This is a genomic window from Pseudomonas sp. FBCC-B35, assembly GCF_059133755.1.
The window spans coordinates 2,528,415-2,550,384 of record NZ_CP101439.1; the positions used below are offsets into that span (position 1 = coordinate 2,528,415).

15 protein-coding genes are annotated in these 21,970 nt (G+C 60.9%); 7 read left to right on the plus strand and 8 right to left on the minus strand.

Annotated elements, in window-relative coordinates:
• Positions 1–12: 12 nt before the first annotated feature.
• On the minus strand, positions 13–1,905 hold the full coding sequence (locus NMB38_RS11605; RefSeq protein ID WP_345956217.1) for a hybrid sensor histidine kinase/response regulator: 1,893 nt from the start codon (positions 1,903–1,905) through the stop codon (positions 13–15).
• Between the two features lie 473 nt (positions 1,906–2,378).
• Between NMB38_RS11605 and NMB38_RS11610 the strand changes: the two genes are divergently transcribed.
• Complete coding sequence (locus NMB38_RS11610) at positions 2,379–3,191, plus strand: CSS-motif domain-containing protein (RefSeq protein WP_028687464.1); 813 nt, start codon at positions 2,379–2,381, stop codon at positions 3,189–3,191.
• 15 nt (positions 3,192–3,206) lie between these two features.
• Here the strand turns inward: NMB38_RS11610 and hppD are convergent, their stop codons facing one another.
• Positions 3,207–4,283, minus strand: coding sequence for a 4-hydroxyphenylpyruvate dioxygenase (gene hppD / locus NMB38_RS11615; protein ID WP_027914930.1), 1,077 nt, complete (start codon positions 4,281–4,283; stop codon positions 3,207–3,209).
• A 295-nt stretch (positions 4,284–4,578) separates the two neighbouring features.
• Between hppD and NMB38_RS11620 the strand changes: the two genes are divergently transcribed.
• Positions 4,579–6,165 (plus strand): EAL domain-containing protein, encoded by a 1,587-nt coding sequence (locus NMB38_RS11620; RefSeq protein WP_027914929.1) that lies wholly within the window; start codon positions 4,579–4,581, stop codon positions 6,163–6,165.
• A gap of 33 nt (positions 6,166–6,198) precedes the next feature.
• Positions 6,199–7,086 carry an EamA family transporter RarD gene (gene rarD, locus NMB38_RS11625; RefSeq protein WP_490806075.1) on the plus strand — a complete coding sequence of 296 codons (888 nt, stop codon included), beginning with the start codon at positions 6,199–6,201 and terminating at the stop codon, positions 7,084–7,086.
• Here the strand turns inward: rarD and NMB38_RS11630 are convergent.
• The gene (locus NMB38_RS11630) at positions 7,049–8,620 is read right to left on the minus strand and encodes a TerC family protein (RefSeq protein WP_027914927.1); all 1,572 of its coding nucleotides are present in this window, start codon (positions 8,618–8,620) and stop codon (positions 7,049–7,051) included. The two genes, rarD and NMB38_RS11630, sit on opposite strands and share 38 nt — an antisense overlap.
• Positions 8,621–8,905: 285 nt before the next feature.
• Between NMB38_RS11630 and NMB38_RS11635 the strand changes: the two genes are divergently transcribed.
• Positions 8,906–9,487, plus strand: a complete 582-nt coding sequence (locus NMB38_RS11635) for a LysE family translocator (RefSeq protein ID WP_027914926.1) — start codon at positions 8,906–8,908, stop codon at positions 9,485–9,487.
• Here the strand turns inward: NMB38_RS11635 and NMB38_RS11640 are convergent.
• The 3 genes from NMB38_RS11640 to NMB38_RS11650 all read right to left on the minus strand — a co-directional run bounded on the left by NMB38_RS11640 (position 9,480) and on the right by NMB38_RS11650 (position 12,653).
• The gene (locus NMB38_RS11640) at positions 9,480–10,268 is read right to left on the minus strand and encodes a helix-turn-helix transcriptional regulator (RefSeq protein ID WP_027914925.1); all 789 of its coding nucleotides are present in this window, start codon (positions 10,266–10,268) and stop codon (positions 9,480–9,482) included. The genes NMB38_RS11635 and NMB38_RS11640 overlap by 8 nt on opposite strands.
• A gap of 36 nt (positions 10,269–10,304) precedes the next feature.
• A complete protein-coding gene (locus tag NMB38_RS11645; RefSeq protein ID WP_027914924.1) occupies positions 10,305–11,435 on the minus strand; it encodes a glycosyltransferase 61 family protein in 1,131 nt (376 codons plus the stop codon).
• Between the two features lie 66 nt (positions 11,436–11,501).
• Positions 11,502–12,653 (minus strand): GNAT family N-acetyltransferase, encoded by a 1,152-nt coding sequence (locus NMB38_RS11650; RefSeq protein ID WP_027914923.1) that lies wholly within the window; start codon positions 12,651–12,653, stop codon positions 11,502–11,504.
• Positions 12,654–12,967: 314 nt separating this feature from the next.
• Here NMB38_RS11650 and NMB38_RS11655 point away from each other — a divergent pair, with 314 nt between their 5' ends.
• From NMB38_RS11655 to NMB38_RS11665, 3 genes are all read left to right on the plus strand, one after another.
• Positions 12,968–16,777: a dermonecrotic toxin domain-containing protein gene (locus NMB38_RS11655; RefSeq protein ID WP_236167228.1), complete on the plus strand. Its 3,810-nt coding sequence runs from the start codon at positions 12,968–12,970 to the stop codon at positions 16,775–16,777.
• 141 nt (positions 16,778–16,918) lie between these two features.
• The gene (locus NMB38_RS11660) at positions 16,919–18,538 is read left to right on the plus strand and encodes an NADP-dependent glyceraldehyde-3-phosphate dehydrogenase (protein WP_049695911.1); all 1,620 of its coding nucleotides are present in this window, start codon (positions 16,919–16,921) and stop codon (positions 18,536–18,538) included.
• A 58-nt stretch (positions 18,539–18,596) separates the two neighbouring features.
• On the plus strand, positions 18,597–19,778 hold the full coding sequence (locus NMB38_RS11665) for a DUF8534 domain-containing protein (protein ID WP_027914920.1): 1,182 nt from the start codon (positions 18,597–18,599) through the stop codon (positions 19,776–19,778).
• A 9-nt stretch (positions 19,779–19,787) separates the two neighbouring features.
• Here NMB38_RS11665 and ilvA read toward each other — a convergent pair whose 3' ends face one another.
• Entirely contained in the window at positions 19,788–21,347 is a 1,560-nt protein-coding gene (ilvA, locus tag NMB38_RS11670; protein WP_059183972.1) for a threonine ammonia-lyase, biosynthetic, read from the minus strand.
• A 178-nt stretch (positions 21,348–21,525) separates the two neighbouring features.
• Positions 21,526–21,957, minus strand: coding sequence for a PACE efflux transporter (locus NMB38_RS11675; RefSeq protein ID WP_023535716.1), 432 nt, complete (start codon positions 21,955–21,957; stop codon positions 21,526–21,528).
• Positions 21,958–21,970: the final 13 nt, after the last annotated feature.

Sequence of the window (21,970 nt, forward strand, 5' to 3'; positions counted from 1 at the left end):
GGCCACCCTGCGTCAGCTGTCGATCATCTCCAATGCCTGCTCCGCCAACTGCGCCAGCTGGAATGGCTTGCGCAGAAGCGCCGTTCCGGGCTGCTCAGTGGCGTCGGAGTCGATTTCCTGCAAGGCATAGCCCGTGATGAACAGGATCTTCTGGTCTGGCTTGAGCATGCGCATGGCCTTGGCCACTTGCCTGCCATTGAAGCTGCCGGGCAACCCGATGTCAGTAATCACCAGCTCGAAAGGTTCATCCTGGCGAAAGCGCTGCAGAGCACTGTTGGCATCTGCGACATCGGTTACATCGAAGCCAGATTCAATCAAGTATTCGCGCATCACCGTACGCAGGTTCGATTCATCATCGACCAGCAGTACGCGCTCGCCGCTCCCTACCCGGCTTGAGCTCTTGCGACCGGCGAGCGTTTCGTGAACGGCCTCAAAGCAGCGTGGGAACAGCATGCTTACCTTGGTCCCCTCGCCCACCGTAGACTCGATCCACGCATAGCCACCCGATTGACGAACGAAACCGTAGACCATTGATAGCCCCAGCCCAGCCCCCCGACCTGGAGGCTTGCTGGTGAAGAAGGGTTCGAAAGCCCTGGCCACGTCGCTGGCCGGCATGCCATGACCTTCATCGGCTATATGCAGGGCCACATAGTCGCCGGCAGGCAACCCTGTTTCATCCGGAAAGGGCACGCTCAGCCGTTCGTTGACGCTGCGAACCCTCACGGTGCCCTTGCCTAGGCTTGCCTCGCGCGCATTGGCGCACAGGCACAGCAATGCGTTTTCGAACGCCGCAATGTCCAAGGCTACGACCCAGGATGCGACGTCCAGTTGCCAGTCGATGTGCATCTCGGGGCCCAGAGCGCTCAGCAGCAGCGGCTCGCTCAGGCGCAGTTGGCGATTGAGGTGAAACGGTCTCGGCGCCGAAGGCCGATCACGAGAAAAGGCGAGCAGGCGATGGGTCAGTTCCATGGCGCGTAGTACCGAATCACGAGAAAGCTTCACATACTCCTCGATACGTTCCAGGCGCCCTTCCTGGAGTCGCAGCTGCAGTAGCTCAAGCCCACCCCCAATACCCGACAGCAGGTTGTTCATCTCGTTGCCCATGCCGCCGGCCAATTGTCCCACCGCCTCCATGCGCTCGGTGTTACGCATCAACATGCGGGATTGGCGCATGGCCTCTTCGCGTGTTCCGGTGATGTCTCGCCCTACGATGGTCACCAATCTCGCACCCACTCGCGCACGCCATCTAAACCAGTGGTAGTGGCCTTCACGGTGCCGCAGGCGCGTCTCGATCTGATGGGTATCGTTACGACGCAGCAGCGATTCAATCGCTAGCTGGACCTGTGCAAGGTCTGCAGGGTGGACCAGGGACAAGATGGGCAAGTGCCGCACCTGCTCCAGCTCCCATCCGAGAATGCTTAGCCAGGTGGGATTGGCATTGTGCAGCTTGAGGTCGGAGGTGACCGTCATCATGGCGTCGTTTGACAGCTGCCAGATTCTTTCCAGCTCGCTGGCATGAGATGCAATCTGCCTCTCCAACGACATGGCCTGGCTTCGCCAATGCTCACGGCCCCCCTTGGTCGCCGTGGTTTCGATGATCGTATGGACAAACCCTGCGACCTCCCCTAACTCATCGTTCAGGGGGGTATAACCCAAGGCGCACCAGATGCCGTCAGCGTGATCGCAGCGAGCGATGTGGACTGGCGGATGTTCGATGAAACTGGAACGGCCCGCTAGCGCGTCGAACACAGACGGGCCCAGACTTTCCCAGTCGTCGTGCCACAGCGTATCGAAACGCGCACCTAACGTGATTGGCGATCCCTTGAGCGCCACATAGGCGTCGTTGGGTATGACCGTCAGTTGACTGCCCCACACCACAGCACACGCAAACGGCGAGCGAGACATGGTGTCGACTGCGATGCGCAAGCAGGCAGGCCAGTGGGGCAAGGCCCCCAGAGGCGTATGCGACCAATCGAAGCGGATTACTTGTTCCTTGAAATCGCTTGGGCGTGTCCGTTTGGAGAGTCTAGTTGCGACCGATCTCGTTGAGACTCCAGGTCCTTCTTTGCCGACCAATGTGGTTCTCCGTCGTTAAGCGAAAGCCGGTGGCCTTAGTGATGGGCCTGCACGCAAGCTCCATGCGCCGTGCCACGTTAGCATAGGCCAGCGCGACACGCAGACACTCCTGCCCCGGATGTGCCGGCGCAAGCCCATTCATCTGTTGCTGCACCGCTTATGAATACGGATGGCAACTACGTTCAGCCTAACCAAATCCCACACCTTCTCGGCTATCCCCCTACAGTGGTGCTTTCGACAACGCCCTAGGCTTGAGCCAGCTGCCTACCCTGGGCAGCGCGAGGCTTGAGGAACGATGATCGATGGACAAGTTCATGCATGCGGGGCGGAGCCTGCTTGAGTTGGTACTGCTGATGGCTGTAGGTCTGGTACCTGTCTTTTCAGGACTACTGGTCATCAACTATCAGCAGGAGGCCAAGCTTGCGGACAACGCTGAAGTGTCGGTTCGGGAGGCGGTTTTCAGCGTCGATCAAGCCTTGGACCGCGTACAAGAGGTGGCCATGAGCACGCTGCCACTGGCTGGTCAGCCTTGCAGTAGCATCAGACGCGCCCTTGTCGACCAGGTGACCAGCCGTTCGATGCTCAGGTCGCTGGCTGTGATTGATGACGGCAAGGCCTATTGCAGCTCCGCCTCGGACTCGCATGAGCTGCTGACTGAAATCGCCTCGACCGGGCAACTGTTGACGTTCAACCACCTGATGCTGGATGCGAAGGGTTACTTGCTGATGAACATGTACGTGCAAGGTGAGCAAAAAGGCGTGATCGCAACAAGCTTTCCAGTGCAATTGCGCACTGAACTTGACGCTTTCAAGGACGGACTCGCGCTGGTGTTGGAGTTTGACAAGCACTCTGTCTGGAAGGATGGCGATAGCCTGAACGGTACAAGGCCTTCCGTCGCGGAATTCACCCATGAACTGGGGTCCACCCAGTACCCTTACCGGGTGGTCGCTGGCTATCCCGCGGGTTACGCCGCCCAGGAACTGCGCACTGCCGTGTTCAAGATGCTCCCTTCATTGATGCTGGTGGGGCTCATGACGGGCTCGGTGATCTACATGGTGTTGAGCAAAATGCGCGGCAGGCAGCGAAACAGTGCCGTCGATCGCCCAGGACCATGACGGCACCGCCGGTATTTACTCGACGCTGAGCACGCCGCGGCGAACCTGGTCACGCTCGATGGATTCGAACAGCGCCTTGAAGTTGCCTTCTCCGAATCCGTCGTCACCCTTGCGCTGGATAAACTCGAAGAACACCGGCCCCAGCAGCGTTTCGGAGAATATCTGCAACAACAGTCGTTTGTCCCCGGCTTGTGCTGCACCGTCCAGCAAAATGCCACGTGCCTGAAGCTGATCCACCGGCTCACCATGATCAGGCAGGCGCTCGGGAAGCATCTCGTAGTAAGTCTGCGGCGGCGGGGTCATGAAGCGCATGCCCAGACCTTTGAGCGCATCCCAGGTCTTGACCAGGTCGTCGGTCGAGAACGCGACATGCTGAATGCCTTCGCCATTGAACTGCATCAGGAACTCTTCGATCTGCCCCGCACCCTTGGACGATTCTTCGTTGAGCGGAATCCGGATCATGCCATCGGGCGCAGTCATCGCCTTGGAGGTCAGACCTGTGTATTCCCCCTTGATATCGAAGTAGCGTATTTCGCGGAAGTTGAACAACTTCTCGTAGAACCCAGCCCAATAGGCCATGCGCCCGCGATAGACGTTATGGGTCAGGTGGTCGATGACCTTCAGGCCTGCACCGGTCGGGTGGCGATCCACGCCGTCGATGAAGTTGAAGTCGATGTCATAGATCGAGCTACCTTCTTCAAAACGGTCGATAAGGTAAAGCGGGGCACCGCCGATGCCCTTGATCGCCGGAAGACGCAGTTCCATCGGGCCCGTCTCGATCTCGACGGGCTGTGCGCCCAGCTCCAGGGCGCGGGCGTAAGCATCGTGAGCGTTGCGCACACGAAACGCCATGCCGCAAATGGACGGGCCATGCTCAGCGGCGAAATACGAAGCTACGCTTCTGGGTTCATTGTTCAAGATCAGGTTGATGTCGCCCTGTCGATACAGGTGCACATCCTTGGAGCGGTGGGTGGCCACCTTGGTGAAGCCCAACATCTGGAATACAGGCTCCAGAACCCCGGGAGTAGGCGAAGCCAGCTCGATGAACTCAAAGCCCATCAAACCCATAGGATTGTCGAAAATATCAGCCATGTGCGTGTCCTCATCTGCAGCGAATTCAATGTTTGCCTGGGATGTCGAACAGCGCCGGCGGGGAGCACGGAATGCCCCGCACACTGCGCGCGAGGAAGTCACCAATGATCAATCTGAAGCCAGGGTATGTCATAGGACCCGTACTCAGCAGGTGTGACGCCTTCGGAACAAAGGCGCCTTATTGTTTTTTTCGTAAACCGATTCTACACAGCGTAATTTGTTTTGTCCCGCATTAGTTCCTCACCCCTGGGCACAGGGCTATGCTTTGTAACGTCTCCTTCGATCAGTTGCCACTATGCCCCTTTCTAGAAAATCGCGCTCAGGCTTCGGCTGGCGAACCCTGCTGCCCTGGATGGTCGGCGCATTCCCTATCGCATGCGGCCTGACCGTTATGAACTGGCAGATTGAGCGTGATCTGCAAGCCGGCAGCCGAGCGACTGCCGAGCAAGTCATCGAACATGTCGAGCGCATCCTCGACGGCGCCTCGCGTACGGCGATCGCGTTGCTACCCTCGGCGGGTACGCCGTGTACCGAGGCGCAGCTGCTGTTACGTGGCGAAGTGACCCGCAACGCCTTCATTCGCTCGACCAACCTGGTCAATCAGGATCGGTTGTACTGCAGTTCGTTGTTCGGGGCGTTCGATGAACCGGTAACAGCCAGCGACTATGTCGATGGGCACTTGTGGTTGATGGACGGCAATTCCGTCACACCTGGGCACCCGCTACTGGTCTATCGCGCCAGTGACAAAGACCGCGCGGCAATCACCACGGTCGATGGCGATCATCTGCTGATGGCGCTGCGTCTGCTGGGTGCAGGCCACGCACTGTACCTGCGCGTGGGAAACGCCTGGATGGGCCGAGACGGCATCGTTCACCGGGGGCCGGCACCGGTTGCGGTTAGCGCCCCCGTGTTCATGGCGTCTGCACATTATCCGTTCAGCGTTGAAGGCGGCTATATGGCGCACCAGTCGAGCCGGCTTTGGCGCAGCCACTATCTGGCGCTTCTGGGCTTACTGGCGGTGCTGGGCGTTCTTGCCGGCGTTGTCTGTCGCTGGCAGATCAGGCGGGCCACCTCGCCGCGTGCCGAGCTGCGCAGGGCATTGGAGGCCGACGAGTTCATGCCCTACTTCCAGCCTGTGGTTCGTCGAGGGGATTACCGCTGGGCCGGTGCAGAAGTGCTGATGCGCTGGAATCACCCGAGTGAAGGTCTGGTTAGGCCCGACCTGTTCATTCCCTATGCCGAGCACAGCGGTCAGATCGTGGCGATGACCCGTTCGCTGATGAAGCATACGGCGAGCAGCCTGGCGCCCTATGTCGCCCTGATGGAGGACGGGTTCCACATTGGCATCAACATCACGGCCGACCACTGCCGCAGCCTTGAGCTTCTGGATGACTGCCGCGCATTCCTGGCCCACTTCCCACCCGGTCGGGTCATCCTCACCCTGGAGTTGACCGAACGCAAGTTGCTCGAACCCTCGCCCACGACGCTGGAGCTGTTCGAGCAGTTGCATGAGATCGGCGTAATGATCGCCCTCGACGATTTCGGCACGGGCCAGTCGAGCCTCAACTACCTCAGGCAGTTCAAGGTGGATTACCTGAAGATCGACCAGAGCTTCGTCGCCTTGATCGGCGGGGACGCGTTGTCCGTTGCCATTCTCGAAACCATCATCGAGCTGTCGGTCAAGTTGGGTCTTGGCATCGTAGCCGAAGGCGTCGAAACGGCGGTTCAGCGTGATTACCTCGAACAACATGGGGTTCACTTCCAGCAGGGTTATCTATACGCCAAACCCATGCCTGCCGCTCAGTTTCTGCAGGCGCTGGCGGCGCAGCCCGCCGCTTCGCGGTTGCCGCAGAGCACGCCCCCTGAGATCATGCGCGGCTGATCTCAACGCTCATCTCCTGCATACGAGGCACTTGTGTCAAAAGGGATTGTTACATCGGTCACGGCGTCCTGCCTGTTCGCCGTGATGTACTTCTATACATCGCTGCTCAAGCCACTGGACGGCGAGGAAATCTTCGGCTGGCGCACCCTGCTCACGCTGCCATGCCTGACCCTGTTCATGCTGGTGTCCAAGGACTGGGCAAGGGTGGGCGAACTGCTGCGCAGGGTCCGGCGTACACCACAGCTGCTGCTGGGTATGGTGGGTACGTCCTGGCTGATGGGCGTGCAACTGTGGCTGTTCCTGTGGGCGCCGCTGCACGGACGCAGTCTGGAAGTGTCGATGGGGTACTTCATGTTGCCCCTGGCCATGGTGCTCACGGGCCGGTTGGTCTACGGCGAGCAATTGTCGCACTTGCAGAAAATTGCAGTGGGCTGTGCGGCGCTTGGTGTGGGCCATGAACTGTATCAGCATGGCAGTTTCGCCTGGGAAACCTTGGTAGTGGTGGTCGGCTACCCCATTTATTTCGTGCTCCGGCGCCGCTGCGGCACGGATCATCTGGGCGGGCTGTGGTGCGACATGTGCCTGCTGTTGCCTTGGGCCCTCTACTTCGTGGTGCAAGGGCCGCTTTCCAGCGCCGACATGCAGGCCCATCCCGGCCTTTACGTACTCATTCCCGTGCTGGGAGCGATCAGCGCGTCTGCGTTGATCGCCTACGTCATGGCCAGCAGGCTATTGCAGTTCAGCCTGTTCGGGTTGCTCAGCTACGTCGAGCCTGTCTTGCTGGTCGGCGTAGCCTTGCTGTTGGGCGAAACCATCGGTGCAGACCAATGGCTGACCTACCTGCCCATCTGGGGGGCCGTGGTGGTGCTGGTCATCGAAGGATTCAAGCACATGCTGCGTCACCGTCGGCGTTCTGTTTGAGGCGCACCTGACGCACCCGACGCTCTTCTACCGCCTCGACGATCAGCGTCCAGTCATTCCAGGCAAGACGATCGCCTACTACCGGAAGGCGATCGAGCAAGCTCATCACCAGGCCCGCCAGGGTCTGGTAGTCCTCGGTCGCACGGGCGGCGAAGCCCGTTCGAGCCTGCACCTGAGCCAGGTTCACTGCGCCGCTGACGACGAAGCCCTCCCCATCCTGGATGATCCCAGGCCCCTCCACTTCACTGGCGTCAGGTAGCTCACCGGCGATGGATTCAAGAATGTCGGTCATGGTCAGCACACCCGTGAAATCACCGAACTCGTTGACCACGAAAGCAATGTGGGTGGATTGGCTGCGCATCTGTTCGAGTGCATTGAGGATGCTGAAACTGTCCAGCAGGTTCAACGGTGCCCGGGCCATGCCTTCCAGGTCAGGCTGATTGCCCGACAGCAGCTCCTTGAGTAGCTCCTTCTTGTGCACGAAGCCCAGTGGCTCGTCCACCCGACCGTTACGGATCAGCGGCAGCCGCGAGTAAGGCGAATTGATCAAGGCTCGCGTGATGGCGTCGGCCGGTTGGGCCAGATCGATCACGTCGACTTCCGAGCGCACGGTCATGACTGTCCGGATCGGGCGTTCGGCCAGGTTCAGCACGCCGCTGATCATGATCCGCTCACGACGATCGAACAGCACCTGTTCGCCATTGCCCTCTAGCATGTCGGCGATTTCTTCCCCAACTTCGTCAGCTTCGACGCGACGACCGCCCAGCAGGCGCAACACCGCATGCGCCGTACGCTCACGCAAAGGTCGATGCTGCTGCAGGCTGCGCTTGCGCCGCGCCCTGGCCAGCTGGTTGAACAGCTCGATCAGAATCGAGAAACCGATCGCTGCGTACAGATAGCCTTTGGGGATGTGGAAGCCCAGGCCTTCTGCGGTCAGACTGAAACCGATCATCATCAAAAAGCCCAGGCACAGCATGATGACCGTCGGGTGGGCATTGACGAACCGGGTCAGCGGCTTGCTGGCCACAATCATGATACCGATGGAGAAAATCACCGCGATCATCATGATGGACAGGTGTTCGACCATGCCGACTGCGGTGATCACCGCATCCAGGGAGAAGACCGCATCGAGTACCACGATCTGCGCCACGATTGGCCAGAAGGCGGCGTGACGAACGGGGCCGCTGGCCTGGGCAACATGGCCCTCGAGCCGCTCATGCAATTCCATGGTCGCCTTGAAGAGCAGGAACACGCCACCAAACAGCATGATCAAGTCGCGCCCGGAGAAACTCTTGTCGAACACCTCGAACAGCGGCGCCGTAAGGGTGACCATCCAGGAGATGCTCGCCAGTAGGCCCAAGCGCATGATCAGCGCCAGGCTCAGGCCGATGATGCGCGCGCGGTCGCGCTGATGAGGGGGAAGCTTGTCTGCCAGGATGGCGATGAATACCAGGTTGTCGATACCCAGCACCAATTCCAGGACGATAAGCGTGAGCAGGCCTAGCCAGGCCGTCGGATCAGCCAGCCATTCCATCAGCGAGTACTCGTCAAAATTGAAGGGGTTGAACGATGTGGCCAGCAAGGCCGGGGACTGGGAGGCTCCGCGAAGGTGCTCATAGTGACCTGAATAACAATTAGGGAAGATGATCCTACAAGCACAGCAGGTTTTTCGGTAAGCGCAAAACTATTACAAACCGTTAGCAGCTATGCCCGTGCACGGCCGGTGCGCTCCCCTGGCACCAGGTAGGCACTTTTGTTCAATACCTGACTGACGTTGCGCCTGGATGATGTGCGGTAAATGACCCACGAGTACGTTCCCATGAATCTAGCATTGTCCATGGCTGCCTTCGCACTGGCGGCCTCCATTTCGCCTGGGCCAGTCAATGTGGTGGCCCTGGCCAGCGGCGTTCGACACGGCCTGCGCGCAAGCCTTGGCCACGCAGCAGGCGCGACATTCGGTTTTTGTGTGCTCCTGCTCCTGGTGGGCAACGGCCTGCACCAGTTACTGGGACATTGGGGGCCGCTACAGGGTGTACTCCAGGCAGGTGGGGTGCTGTTTCTGCTTTACATGGCCTTGCGACTCGCCAGTGACGACGGCGCACTGGGGGCCGGTCATGCCTGCGCACCCCCTTCAGCCTGGTGCGGCGCAACCATGCAGTGGTTGAACCCCAAGGCGTGGCTTGCCGCCGTGGCCGGGGTGGGCGCCTACACGGCTGGCGAGCAACAGGCGCTGTGGATCTTTACCTGGATATACGCACCGATATGCTTCGTGTCCGTGGCCTGCTGGGCTTGGGCAGGCAGCGTGGCGGGCCAGCACCTGCAGAGCCCGCGGCCGCTGCGCCTGTTGAATCGTACGCTTGCCGCTTTGTTGGTCGCCAGCGCGTTGGGGCTGGTCATCTAAACGCTGTGGTTTGCCGATAATGGCCGGGGGTGGCCGCCAGATGACGCTTGAATGCCCGCTGCAAGTGCGACTGGTCGGCAAAGCCTGCGGACTGGGCAGCCTCGGCGATCGATTGCCCGTGGCGCAAGTGCGAGCGGGCCAATTGCACACGCTGATCAAGCAGGTAACCGTGGGGCGTCAAGCCGAAGCGCTTGCCAAAGGCGCGGATCAGGTAGGCACGCGACAAGCCGCAGGCCGTGGCGATGTCCTCAAGCGTCAGCGGGTCGCTTCGATGGGCGCGGATAAACGCTGCGGCCGCTTCAAGGCGTGGGTTGATTCCATCCTCTGACGCCGGTTCTTGGCCAAGGAACCTGGGCAGGTCGCACAGCATCGCTCTAAGTCGTTGCTCGCGATCAGCCGCATCAGGGTCAAACAGCGCAGCGCACACCGATAGCACTTGCTGGTACAGGCCCGGGGCTGCGCTGTAACGTTGGCTCGGCAAGGTTAAGCCCACCGATGCCAACCATGGCGTGTCGATGAACAGCATGATGTACGACCACGGCAGACCCGAGACAGGATTGCACGCGTGAATCACACCCGGGTTGATCAACACCGTGCTGCCGGCCGCCACCTCGAACTGGTCATGACCGCTGACGTAAGTACTGCGCCCGCCGGTGATTACCCCGAGTGAAAAACTCTCGTGGGAATGAGCGGCATGGCATACCTGACGCCCGTCTCCGACCACTCGCGCCTCGACGAAAGGCAGTGCCGAATCACGCCAGAACCGAGATACCTCAAGCATCGCCGCCTTATCCCCTTCCCATGCAATCGGCCGATACTACACCGCCGGAGAGGGAAACAGGTCCAGCGTTCGCTCTACCTCCTGGATGTCGATACGAAAGCCGTCCCCGTCGGGCACGCCAACCACGAACCCGAAATGCTGATGGTCGCGGTCGGTGAGGTACTTGTAGTAGCTGACGAAGCGGTTCGGGGGTTGGAGGGTCAGCAGACACCCGCCCGCCTCCAGCACGTTCACGCCGTGCACCAGTTGGCTGCCCTCCACCCCGATGACCACGTGCGCCCCGGCGCAGGCTGCGACGATCGAAGGCACGTCGCTTTTCAACGGATCGACCACGCGGAACCCCCGGGTGACGCGCAAGTGCTCAGCCAGTGCCAGTTCGTTGCGCAGCAAGCGCAGATCACCGTCGCCTCCGCGCAGCAGAAAGACACCTGGATGCGGGCAATGGGCCACATGCGCCCGAAGTTTGTCGCCCATCGCCCGATAGCGGGCGTGGCGGTCGCGGTTGTTGCTTTGGTCGTCGAACAGCACCAGTTCGCGAAAGAACGCCGTGCGCAGGCGATGCGGCTGCATGCCAAGCCATGCTTCATAGGCAGGGGCCTGGGTGAAGATTGGGTACTTTGCAGAGGGCGCGGTAGTGACGGGCATGCCCTCGTTGCAGGCCAGTGCATAGGTCGGGCAGTCCTCCATCAACCAGGTGCCAAACCATGCATTGCCGTTATGGGTGCAGTAGATGGCCCCGCGGTCGATTTCATGCTCAACGCTCAGGGGGGGGAACGCGCTGTGCCTGTGCGACAGCCACTGCGCTGCCCTGCCCTTGTACAACGCGCCGTCGATCAACCACACGTCCCTGCACAGGTAGCCGCGGGTCGACCCATGCGCGGTGCGGATGCCGCCCTCCATGGTCGAGCGCGGGTGCACGAAGGGATAGAACCGCTTGCCTTCCCAGCCTGTGACGCGTTCGAGCTGGCCTGGCAAGAATATCGCGGGCGGGGTTATGGACATCTCGCCCGGCGCAATGTCCCACGAACGCTCGGCAATGCTCCTGATGTCTGGCGAGGGCTGCCTGAGCAGGCGCTTGCGCACCATGTACTGATAAGCGGCCAGGGTCCATGAGCGCGACGACAGGGCCGCGGGCAAAGTGCTGGGCTGCAAGCTATCACCTGCCATTGAACGTCTCCCCGCAAAACTGTCGATTAAGGTGGCCGCCTGGCCCATGCGTTGCCTGGACCGTACTCAGGTACAGGTGATGATCTCCATCGCCGGCGCTGATGGCAGGCCTGCATAACGCTGCCTGAGCGCCGCGATCAGCTGATCGCCCGCTCCCGTGGCCCCGTACAAGTAGATCTTGCTGAGCCCGCCGAAGACCATTTCGTGATAACGACTGGCCAGCGCCTGTTCGCTCGCACCGTCAGGCACGCCGAGGTGCAGCGTCAGCTTGTCACCTTCGACGGCGAACAGGGGTGTCTCCCAGAGAAAATGAGCGATACCGGATTTAGGCAGGCGTACGAAGAGGTGGGCGTGGTTGCCCAGCGAGTCGACGTCGCCGCCTCTGCGGCGCTTCCATTTCAACAGCCCGTCGTCAGGCCGCGCCAGACACAGGCCGATGTCGTAGTAATCGAAGCCCTGCCCAAGCGCCCACTCCATCGCCATGTAAGTTGTAATCGAGTTGACTTCACGCAGGCGCTTGGCATCGGAGAACACGGCTTCGCAATAGCCGAAACGCACCGTGCTCCAGTAGCGCTTGCCGGCGCGAACCACTTCACAACCCAGGTGACAACCGATCACTTGATCATCCTGGACGATGAGGTCGAGCCTGCCGACCTGCCTGGCGATTCTGAAGACTTCATCGGTCGGTATCTGCGATGCAAGAAGACCCTTGCGGGCTGTGGCATAAGGGCGCAGAAACTCCCGGTCCGCGGACTCGATGTCTTCGTCAGACAGCGCCTGGCGCATGTGATAAAGGGGCCGGTGTTTGCGAATGCTGCGGCGCAACTCGCTGTCATAGCGCGCGGTGATGTCCTCAAGGGGGCGCCCCAATGGCACGACGGCACTCACATAGTGAGGCACCGTCAGCGCGCCTGCGGTGGGCACTTCGCTGACCATCACCACAGGTCGTCGCGTGGTGGGTTCAGCAGGGCTGATCATTGCAGAGGGGGGGCTGGCCAGTCCGGTCATCAGCAACTTCGCCATGTCGCGTTGCTGTTTGCGGCCCACGTAAAGGATGTCATGGGCACTTTCGTGTTGCAGGCGAAACCGACTGATTTCCCAACGCCATACACAAGCACGGGCGGCAAGCTCACGCGCCTGGCTTGCCAAATGCCTTAACCGATAGCGCTGAGAAGGTGACAGTGAGCGACGAGCCACTGCCGAGAGCGTCTGTTTCATCAGGTTCAACGTCCACTGAAAGTTTTGCGTTCTTGCAGACATATAAAATGCCAGGCACGACTAACCTATTGATTAATTGAGCATTGCATTACTTTAAGATTCATATTCAGTAACAATTTAAGGTGCTGCCAAAGTGTTTGGCAAGTAGCGAGCCGATATAAAGGCCATATGTTTTATGGCGCCAATAATCCACGGCGCCGCCTGGCCTCGATTGGGCCAGGCTATGAGTCATAGCGCCTGGGTAATAACCCAGCACCACCGCATCAGTCACCCATGACGTGTGATAGCGCCTCAATACAAGGAGCTCGCACCACATGTCTGAAAGCAACTCAGTTTCACCTGTGACTTTGCCTCATTGGGCTGCACGGGCCACCGCGCACCAATGGCAGGCCCTCAAGCACACTCAACACCCCACTTGGCAAACGCAAGACTGGTTCTGCAATGCCCCTCCGGATCTGAGGGAAACCGTTGCCGCCAGTCATCGAAGATTGATCAGCGCGCAGGCAGCGCTAGGTCGGGCGATGCGCGGCCTTGAGCAAGTGGCAGAACTCGCCGAACGTGCACTACAGCAGTGCTTGCAGCGTCAGGGGTTAGATGTGGACGTCAACGCCTGCGAGTTGCTGCGCGTCGAGCAAACTTGGCGATGGGTCGGCCTGCGCTATGTGTTTAGCCACCAACGGGAAAACATCGTAAGGGCTGCATTGCAGAACTTTGCGGAGGATGAAGTGTTCTCTTCCCAGAGTGCAATCGCCCTGAGCAAGGATATTCACATAACGCCCATCACGGTGACGGGCACGGCGCCGATTGGCATGCAAGAGCCGGCTGCACAATTTCCCATCGACTCGGAGCGTTACCAAGTAACACCCTTGCCCCTCACGCCGGCCGCTTTCGCCACCCTGACGCGAGCGCTTGATTTGGGAAGTGCCTACCATGGTCATCTTCAAGGCTATTTCGACAGCCCGGCCGTAAAAGCGCACATGTTGCAGGTGTTCAAAGCGCGTCTGCAGATGGCGGCAGACTTAGCTGTGCTCAGGCACTTGATCAGCGGCAGCGCTCGCGATGACCTTGACCGCCTGCTGCAGGGAGAGCCTTTGACGTGCTGGCGGCTGAGCTTGTTCGGGACCGATCTTTACGAAGTCATGCTGATCGACCTGGGGCAGAACGGCCTAGGCGTGTACCTGCCCAACCACGAGCCTGCATTGCGCAGCTGCAAGGACCTGGCAGCCGTGCATGAAGCGCTGGCCATCCTGTTGCTCGAGCCTGCAGCACGTGAAGCGTTCACAGGGTATGTAGCCCAAGACCAACGCGAACATTTCTTCGATCTGTTGCAGCAAAACCTCGACGCGGCTGGCAACACTCCGGCCGACAAACCCTGGGAGCGCGCCTTGGACGCAGACCTGCGCCCGGCTCGTCAGCCCATCGAGGGAGACCCGTTCAGCGACTGCTACGTCCGGCACTGGGCACGTTTGCAGCACGAAGCCAGTTTGCTCGCCGTTCCTACTGCACAGTTCGACGCCAGCGCCAGAGCCCAACGTCTGGCGACGTGGGAAAGTCGCGGCTGGGACCTGCTCAATATCGCCAGCTTTTTCGTACCTGGGGTGGGCACTTTCATGTTGGCCGTCACTGCCTGCCAGCTCCTGGGCGAAGCTTTCGAAGGGTATGAAGCCTGGGAAGCCGGGGATCGTCACCTGGCGCTCGAGCACATCGAATCGGTTGGGATAAACCTTGCTTTGCTGGGCGGTTTCGCCGCAGCCGGACACGCGTTGCCACGATTGTTCGGCAAACTGTCCGGTACGACGCTGCAAGAGGTACGCGTCAGCGACGGCACATTCAGGCTCTGGAACCAGGACTTGGCCCCTTACCGTTCCAAGGAAGTGCTGCCAACGCAGTTGCGGCCCAATGCGCAGGGCCAGTATCTGCATGATGGCCGATACTTCATCAAGATGGACGGACACCTCTATGAGCAACGGCTGGACCCTTCACTGTCGCGCTGGCAAATTGTTCACCCCGAGCGGCCAGATGCCTGGCAGCCCCCCCTTGAGCACAACGGTCAAGGCGCTTGGCGCGCCCAGCACGAGCCGCTAGGCGAGTGGCCGCTGGTAACGCTGGTAGAGCGCCTGGGTGAGCCGTTCGAGGCCTTTACAGCTGAGCAAATCCAGCAAGCGTGCGATGTGACTGGCATCGACGCCGACAACCTGCGAGACCTGCACCTTCGCGGGCAACCGGCGCCGCCGCTGCTGTTGGACGTTCTACAGCGTCTGCGCATAATCGCCGAACGCCCTTCGATGGATGTACAAGGCGCGTCGCAGTGGTTCGAGCAGCGCTACAGCCCAAGCATGCCGCACGATCCCGGCGTGGACCGCTTGCTTACCACCTACCCGCGTCTCACGCCGCCTTTGGCCAAGCAACTGCTGGGCCGGCTGGAGGCCGCCCAAGCGTTGACCTGGGAGCAAGAAGGAACACTGCCTGCCAGGATTCGACAATCGGTAGAACAGGTGCATAGCGAATTACCTCTGGTTCGGGCGCTGGAGGGCCTGGTGCAGCCGGCGCTCGCCAACACTGAGACCGAGCGCCTGCTATTCAGCGCACTGGAGGCCATGTCGGACTGGCAAGCCGACATACGTCTGGAACTGCGTGCCGGCAACCCTGACGGTCCCACCCTCGCTCATACCGGCACAGGTCAGCTCATTCGTGTGATCAAATCAAGCCAAGGCTATGAAGCTTTCTTGGGAGAGCGTCCTGCGCCCGGCGTGGTGAGTATCGATCTTTGCCGCGCCATCGAACAGGCACTGCCCCGCGCCCGTCGCGACCTGCTGGGTATCGAGCACCCTGACGGCGTCCACCTTCGCCGTCGGGTGATGACCTGGGTCAGGGCAAACCGCGCCACGCTCGCCCCCAGGCTCTATGGGCAACGCAGCCAACGCCTGGTAACACGGGGTTGGTTGCGGGGTGGAAAGCCGCTCGAACCACTGCCGGCAGCGCCACGCCAGACCACCTCGTTGAGCGCGGCCTATCGGCGTCTCTACCCCACTGCGACCGACGCAGAATTTGCCGACTGGCTCAATGAAGGGGAAGACGAGGACAACCTGCATGACATGCGCTCACCCACCCAACGCTTGCGCGACCTACAAGCGCGCCTAGAGAACTTGCGTCGTGATCTGGCCCAGTGGGCCGCCCCCAACCCCCAGCGCCCACATCAACGCCACCTTGCCGTGCAGCCGATCATCAATGCCTGGCGACGGGTTTCGTGCACGGTACTCGATGGCGGCGGTTGTCTGTACAGCCTCGATCTCTCCGGGCTGGGCCTGACTCATGATGACTTGGCCAGCTTGCCACTGAGGGATGACTTCCATCACATCGAGCACCTGACGTTGTGCGGCAACCCCGCACTCAGCCAACTGCCTGCGGTCTTCCACCAGCGACTCCCGAACCTCACGCGGTTACTGCTCAGCGATTGCCGCTTCGACCACCTGCCTCGCCTGGCCTTCGGTCAGCGCCTGCGCTGGCTGGATGTGGACCGCAACCGGATTACCTGGGACCCTACGGATCAAATTACCCTGCAACGATACCCCGGCCTGGCCGTACTTGATCTGAGTGAAAACCCGCTGCTGGTCGCGCCCGATCTGCGCCTGCATCCCGACATCAGATCGCTGTTCCTGTCGGGATGCTCGCTGACCGAGTTGCCACAGGGGTTGGCGCAATTAACGGAGCCGCTCGCCGTTGACCTGACGAACAACCAGTTCGTGCAGTTACCCGAGGACTTCACTTTGCCCATTCCCGTAGCTGACACCCTGTCCATGGAAAGCAGTTGGCTGGCAGAGCCGATACTGAGTCAGATCGAAACGTACAATGAGATTCATGACGTGGATCTGTTAGTGAACGAGGGCGACTACACTGAATTCTTCGAACTTGCAGGCCCGCATGAATACAGCCTGTGGCGCCGCTTGCCATTGCAATATCGGCGCGACCTCAGGGCGCTGCTGGACGACGATCCTTTCCTCACCTACCCCGAACGAGCGCGCCGGGAGTTCTGGCGTCGGCTGTCTGTGATCGATAACGCAGGGCCAGACCGGCAGGCCCTGTTGGAACAACCAGCAGAGAGATTGTTCGAGCTCGACCTGTGACACCCTGATCAGGCGCCGGGCGACCGGCGCACTGCTCAAGCGCTTGCTGTGCGCTGGTATTCTGGTCGCCTCAGGCGCATGCTCGTCGCTGAACCGTTTCACTGTGCTAAACCCTTCCCGGCCACTGTGAGGTGCAGTTTCATGGAATCCTTGCTCGACAACCTTTACCCCAACGCCGCCGACGTACCTCCAGCGTGGCAACTGGGGGCTCCCCTTGAACAACGTGACTACCTCGTGGGCGGTGAACTGCGCCATTGGGACGGGCCGTTGGCCACAGTCCGTAGCCCCATTTGGCTAAAGGACAACGGCCAGGAGCAACAGGTGGTGCTGGGCCACGCACCGCTGCTGGACGCCGACACGGCCATGACCGCACTGGATGCTGCGGTTCAAGCTTATGACAAGGGGCGCGGTGCATGGCCGAACATGCGCGTGGCAGAGCGCATCGGCCATGTGGAGGCCTTCCTGGCGCGCATGCGCGAGCAGCGCCAGGCCGTGGTCAAGCTCCTGATGTGGGAAATCGGCAAGAACCTCGCGGATTCGGAAAAGGAATTCGACCGCACCTGCGACTACATCACTGAAACCATCAATGCCCTCAAGGACCTGGACAGACGCTCCAGCCGCTTCGAACTCGAACAGGGCACCCTGGGCCAGATACGCCGCGCGCCGTTGGGCGTGGCGCTGTGCATGGGCCCGTACAACTACCCTCTCAACGAAACCTTCACCACCCTGATACCGGCCTTGATCATGGGCAACACCGTGGTGTTCAAGCCCGCCAAGTTCGGCGTTTTGCTGATCCGCCCGCTGCTCGAAGCCTTCCGCGACAGCTTCCCGCCCGGTGTCATCAATGTCATCTACGGCAAGGGGCGTGAGACCGTCAGCGCAGTGATGGCCAGCGGCAAGATCGACGTCTTCGCCTTCATCGGCACCCACAAGGCTGCCAGCGACCTCAAAAAGCTGCACCCACGACCACATCGGCTGCGCGCGGCACTGGGCCTGGACGCGAAGAACCCCGGCATTGTGTTGCCTCAGGTCGACTTGGACAACGCCGTCGACCAGGCTCTGACGGGCGCCCTGTCGTTCAACGGCCAGCGTTGCACGGCGCTCAAGATTCTGTTCGTCCATGAAGATGTGGCCGATGCATTTCTGGACAAGTTCACGCGCAAGCTCGCCACCCTCAAGCCGGGCATGCCCTGGGAGCCAGGCGTCGCCCTGACACCGCTGCCCGAACCCGGGAAGATCGATTACCTCGACGGCCTGGTGCACGATGCGACCGCCAAGGGAGCACGGGTGATCAACGAGCACGGGGGCCGCAGCCGGGGTTCGTTCTTCTACCCCGCCCTGTTGTATCCGGTGTCGGCGCAGATGCGCGTGTACCAGGAAGAACAGTTCGGGCCAGTCGTGCCGATCGTCCCCTACCGCGATCTGCAGACGGTCATCGACTACGTCCTGGACTCGGACTATGGCCAGCAGTTGAGCCTGTTCGGCAGCGACCCTGCCACCGTCGGCAACCTGATCGACATCTTCGCCAACCAGGTCGGTCGCATCAACATCAACACCCAATGCCAGCGAGGCCCGGACACCTATCCGTTCAATGGCCGCAAAAACAGCGCCGAGGGCACCCTGTCGGTGCACGATGCCCTGCGGGTCTTTTCCATACGCACCCTGGTGGCCACGCGCTTCCAGGACGACAACAAGGCCTTGTTCAGTGACATCATCCGTAATCGACGGTCGAGTTTCCTGACTACCGACTACATCTTCTGACGGTTGAAAGCGGCACCGCTTTGCTGGAAGCTTGAAGCTCATAGCACGGAGCCGCTCAATGCGTATCATCGACAAGACCGCCGCCCAGGTGCGCAGCCTGACGCCCGCCGAAGACGCGCTGCTGGTGGAATTTGCCACCGGCGGCTTGACCGGGCCCCGCCTGCTGCAGGCCAACCAGATGCTGATGAAGGTGCGCAACGCCAATCAATGGCTGGCCTGCGACTGCCGCACCGACGCCCTGCCTGTGCTCAATGTCACCCTCAATGGCAACACCGGTACGTTGTTTCTCAAGAACAACCCAGGCACGGCCGAACATGCGCCGGGCTGCCCCTTCACCAAGGATGAACAGGAAGCGGCCGAGCGTGCTCAGGCACCTGTTCAGCCGGTGGCCTGGCTGCCTCCCGACACACCGCTGCGGCTGATCGGCGACTTCCGCACGGGGGCAAGCGCAAGCACCAACGAGCCAGGCGAGCGCCGCGAACAACAGCGTTTGCTGGCCTTGTTGTTGACGTGGATCGAGACCAGCGGCCTCAACCTCTACGCCACGCATTTGAAGCAGGACCTGACCGGGCAATTCGCTCAACTGCGCGCCGTGGCCAGTCGCTATCCGCTGGTGGAACGGGTGCCGGCCAGCAACTACCTGGAAACGCGCCTGGACATGAAGCACATGATGATGCTCAAGGCCCGTCTGCGTGAAGCAACGATCTTTGGCAACCATCGTCGTCATGGACTACTGCTCGACTGCATCGACCAGATCAAGGGCCGCAAGGTCTTTCACTACCGCAGTGAAGAGGGTTTCGATTTCCAGGGCCATCATCTGTACTGGGGTGGTCAGCGCACCTGCGGCCCGTTGCTGACGCTGGCACTCTATTCGCCTACGACTCCCGGCAGTCACTTCTATGAACTGATCCACGTGGCCAGCGTACCGGTGCTGTCGCGCGGCCATCTGTTTCCGGTCTATCGCGATGAAGAGCGCGAACCGCTCAAGGCATTGGTATCGCTGGTGGACTGGATGGCCAGCAAGGGCGTCAAGGTGCAGATGCGCCGCCCGGTGGTCGGCGGGCAGCTCATGGATGAACTGGTGATGACGTCCGACCAAGACCGTGTACTGTCCATTTCGCTGCTCGAACAACCCATCGGGCCCGAGCCGGATACCGAGAACTTCAAACGGTATGCCGACTTCAAGAGCCCTGAAACCTTCCGCAAGTTCGTGGCCGGTTTCTTCATGCGCGAGCGGTGATCCGCCGCCTCAGCCGAGGAACAGGTGATAAGCCGGGTTATCCGTTTCGTCCCAGTAGCGATAACCCATCTGGTCCAGCGCCGAAGATAACCCGGCACGCTCATCGGCAGGCACCTGCAGCCCAGCGAACACCCGCGCATGGGCTGCACCGTGGTTGCGGTAATGGAACAGGCTGATGTTCCAGCGCTGGCCCAGGCGCTCCAGAAACGCCGGCAGTGCCCCGGGGCGCTCTGGAAACTCGAAACGCAGCACCTGCTCGTTACTTCCAGGCGCCAAAGGCCCACCCACGGTATGGCGCACATGCAGCTTGGCCAGCTCATTGTCGGTCAGGTCCACAACCTCATAGCCTTGAGCCTGCAAACCGTTCAACAGCTGATCGCGTGGATCCTGCAATGGGTGCGTTTGCACACCCACGAACAGCCTTGCAGGTTTGCCCGGCTGGCAGCGGTAGTTGAATTCCGTGACCTGGCGCTTGCCCAACGCTTGGCAGAACGCCCGGAAGCTCCCAGGCTGGTCGGGGATGGTCACCGCGATCACCGCTTCGCGCTGTTCACCCAGTTCGGCGCGCTCTGCCACATGGCGCAGCCGATCGAAGTTGATATTGGCCCCAGAATCGATGGCCACCAGCGTCTTCCCGCGAACGCCCTCGCGGTCCACATACTGCTTCATGCCCGCGACCGCCAGGGCCCCCGAGGGCTCGGTGATCGAGCGGGTGTCATCGTAGATGTCCTTGATCGCGGCACACAACGCGTCGCTGCTTACAGTCAGCACCTCGTCCACAAAATGCCGGCATAGCTCGAAGCAGTGGGCGCCCACCTGGGCCACGGCCACCCCGTCGGCGAAGGTGCCGACATGCGGGAGCACCACCCGCTCGCCAGCCTGCAGGGCGGCCTGCAGGCAGTTGGCATCCTCAGGCTCCACACCGATCACCCTGACCTCGGGGCGCAGGTACTTGATGTAGGCCGCGATTCCGGCAATCAAGCCACCTCCGCCTACCGGAACGAAGACAGCCTGTAGCGGCCCAGGACACTGCCTGAGGATCTCCATGCCGACCGTACCTTGACCGGCAATCACATCCGGGTCATCGAAGGGTGGCACGAATGTGGCTCCTTCCAGGTCGGCCAGCTTCAAGGCATGTGCCAGGGCATGGGGGAAGCTGTCACCGTGCAGCACCACCTGCCCACCGCGGGCGCGCACGCCCTGCACTTTGAGCGAAGGCGTCGTGGACGGCATGACGATCGTGGCCGTCATGCCCAGATGCGCGGCGGCCATGGCCACGCCCTGGGCATGGTTGCCCGCCGAAGCGGTCACTACACCGGCCTGACGCTGACGGGTGGTCAACCTCGACAGTCGCGTGTACGCCCCACGGATCTTGAACGAGAATGTGGGTTGCAGGTCTTCGCGTTTAAGCAGTACCCGATTACCCAGCCTATCGGACAACCCACCGGCCTCTTGTAACGGCGTTTCGATGGCCAGGTCATACACGGGCGCTGCCAAAATTCGCCGAACCTGCTCGGACAGCAGTTGCTCAGGGGTGATTGCTCGCGGGGCGCAACACAGGTTGGACATCATCGACTCCTTGGCCGGTTAACGGTGCCCAGGAGTCAGATGGAAAAACCCGCCTCCAGGGCGGGTTCGGTGCATGCTCGCGCTAGCCCGCCAATCTGATGATGGCGGTAATAATGCTGGCGAAGGCAGGCTGATAGCGGTTCATGTGCCGAACGTTAGCCCGAGGCTTGGCCGCGCGTCAACACTTGGCCTGCTGCGCCGACAACGGCACGTCGAATACCTTGTCGAAGCCCCACTGGAACACGAAGGCGTAGACGAAGAAAAAAGCGAACAGGGCCAGATTGGTCAAGAGCGCTGCCAGCAGGCTGACTTGCAACCAATAGGCCACCAGCGGCAGCAGGATCACCACCAGGCCACCCTCGAAGCCAAGCGCATGCAGCAAGCGGCGCAACAGCGTGCGCTTGCGCTGAGGCTGGCGCGCCTCCCAGCGCTCGAACACCCAGTTGTAGAGCATGTTCCAGCTCATCGCGACGCCTGACATCAATACCGACAGCACCGTGGACTGCGCCATCCCCGCCCCGAACGCAAGTTCCAGGGCGGGGGCAACACACGCCACGGCGATGGCCTCGTAGAGAATGGCCTGGACGATCTTGCGGGCCTTGCCTTGCATGTTCAGCTCCCTG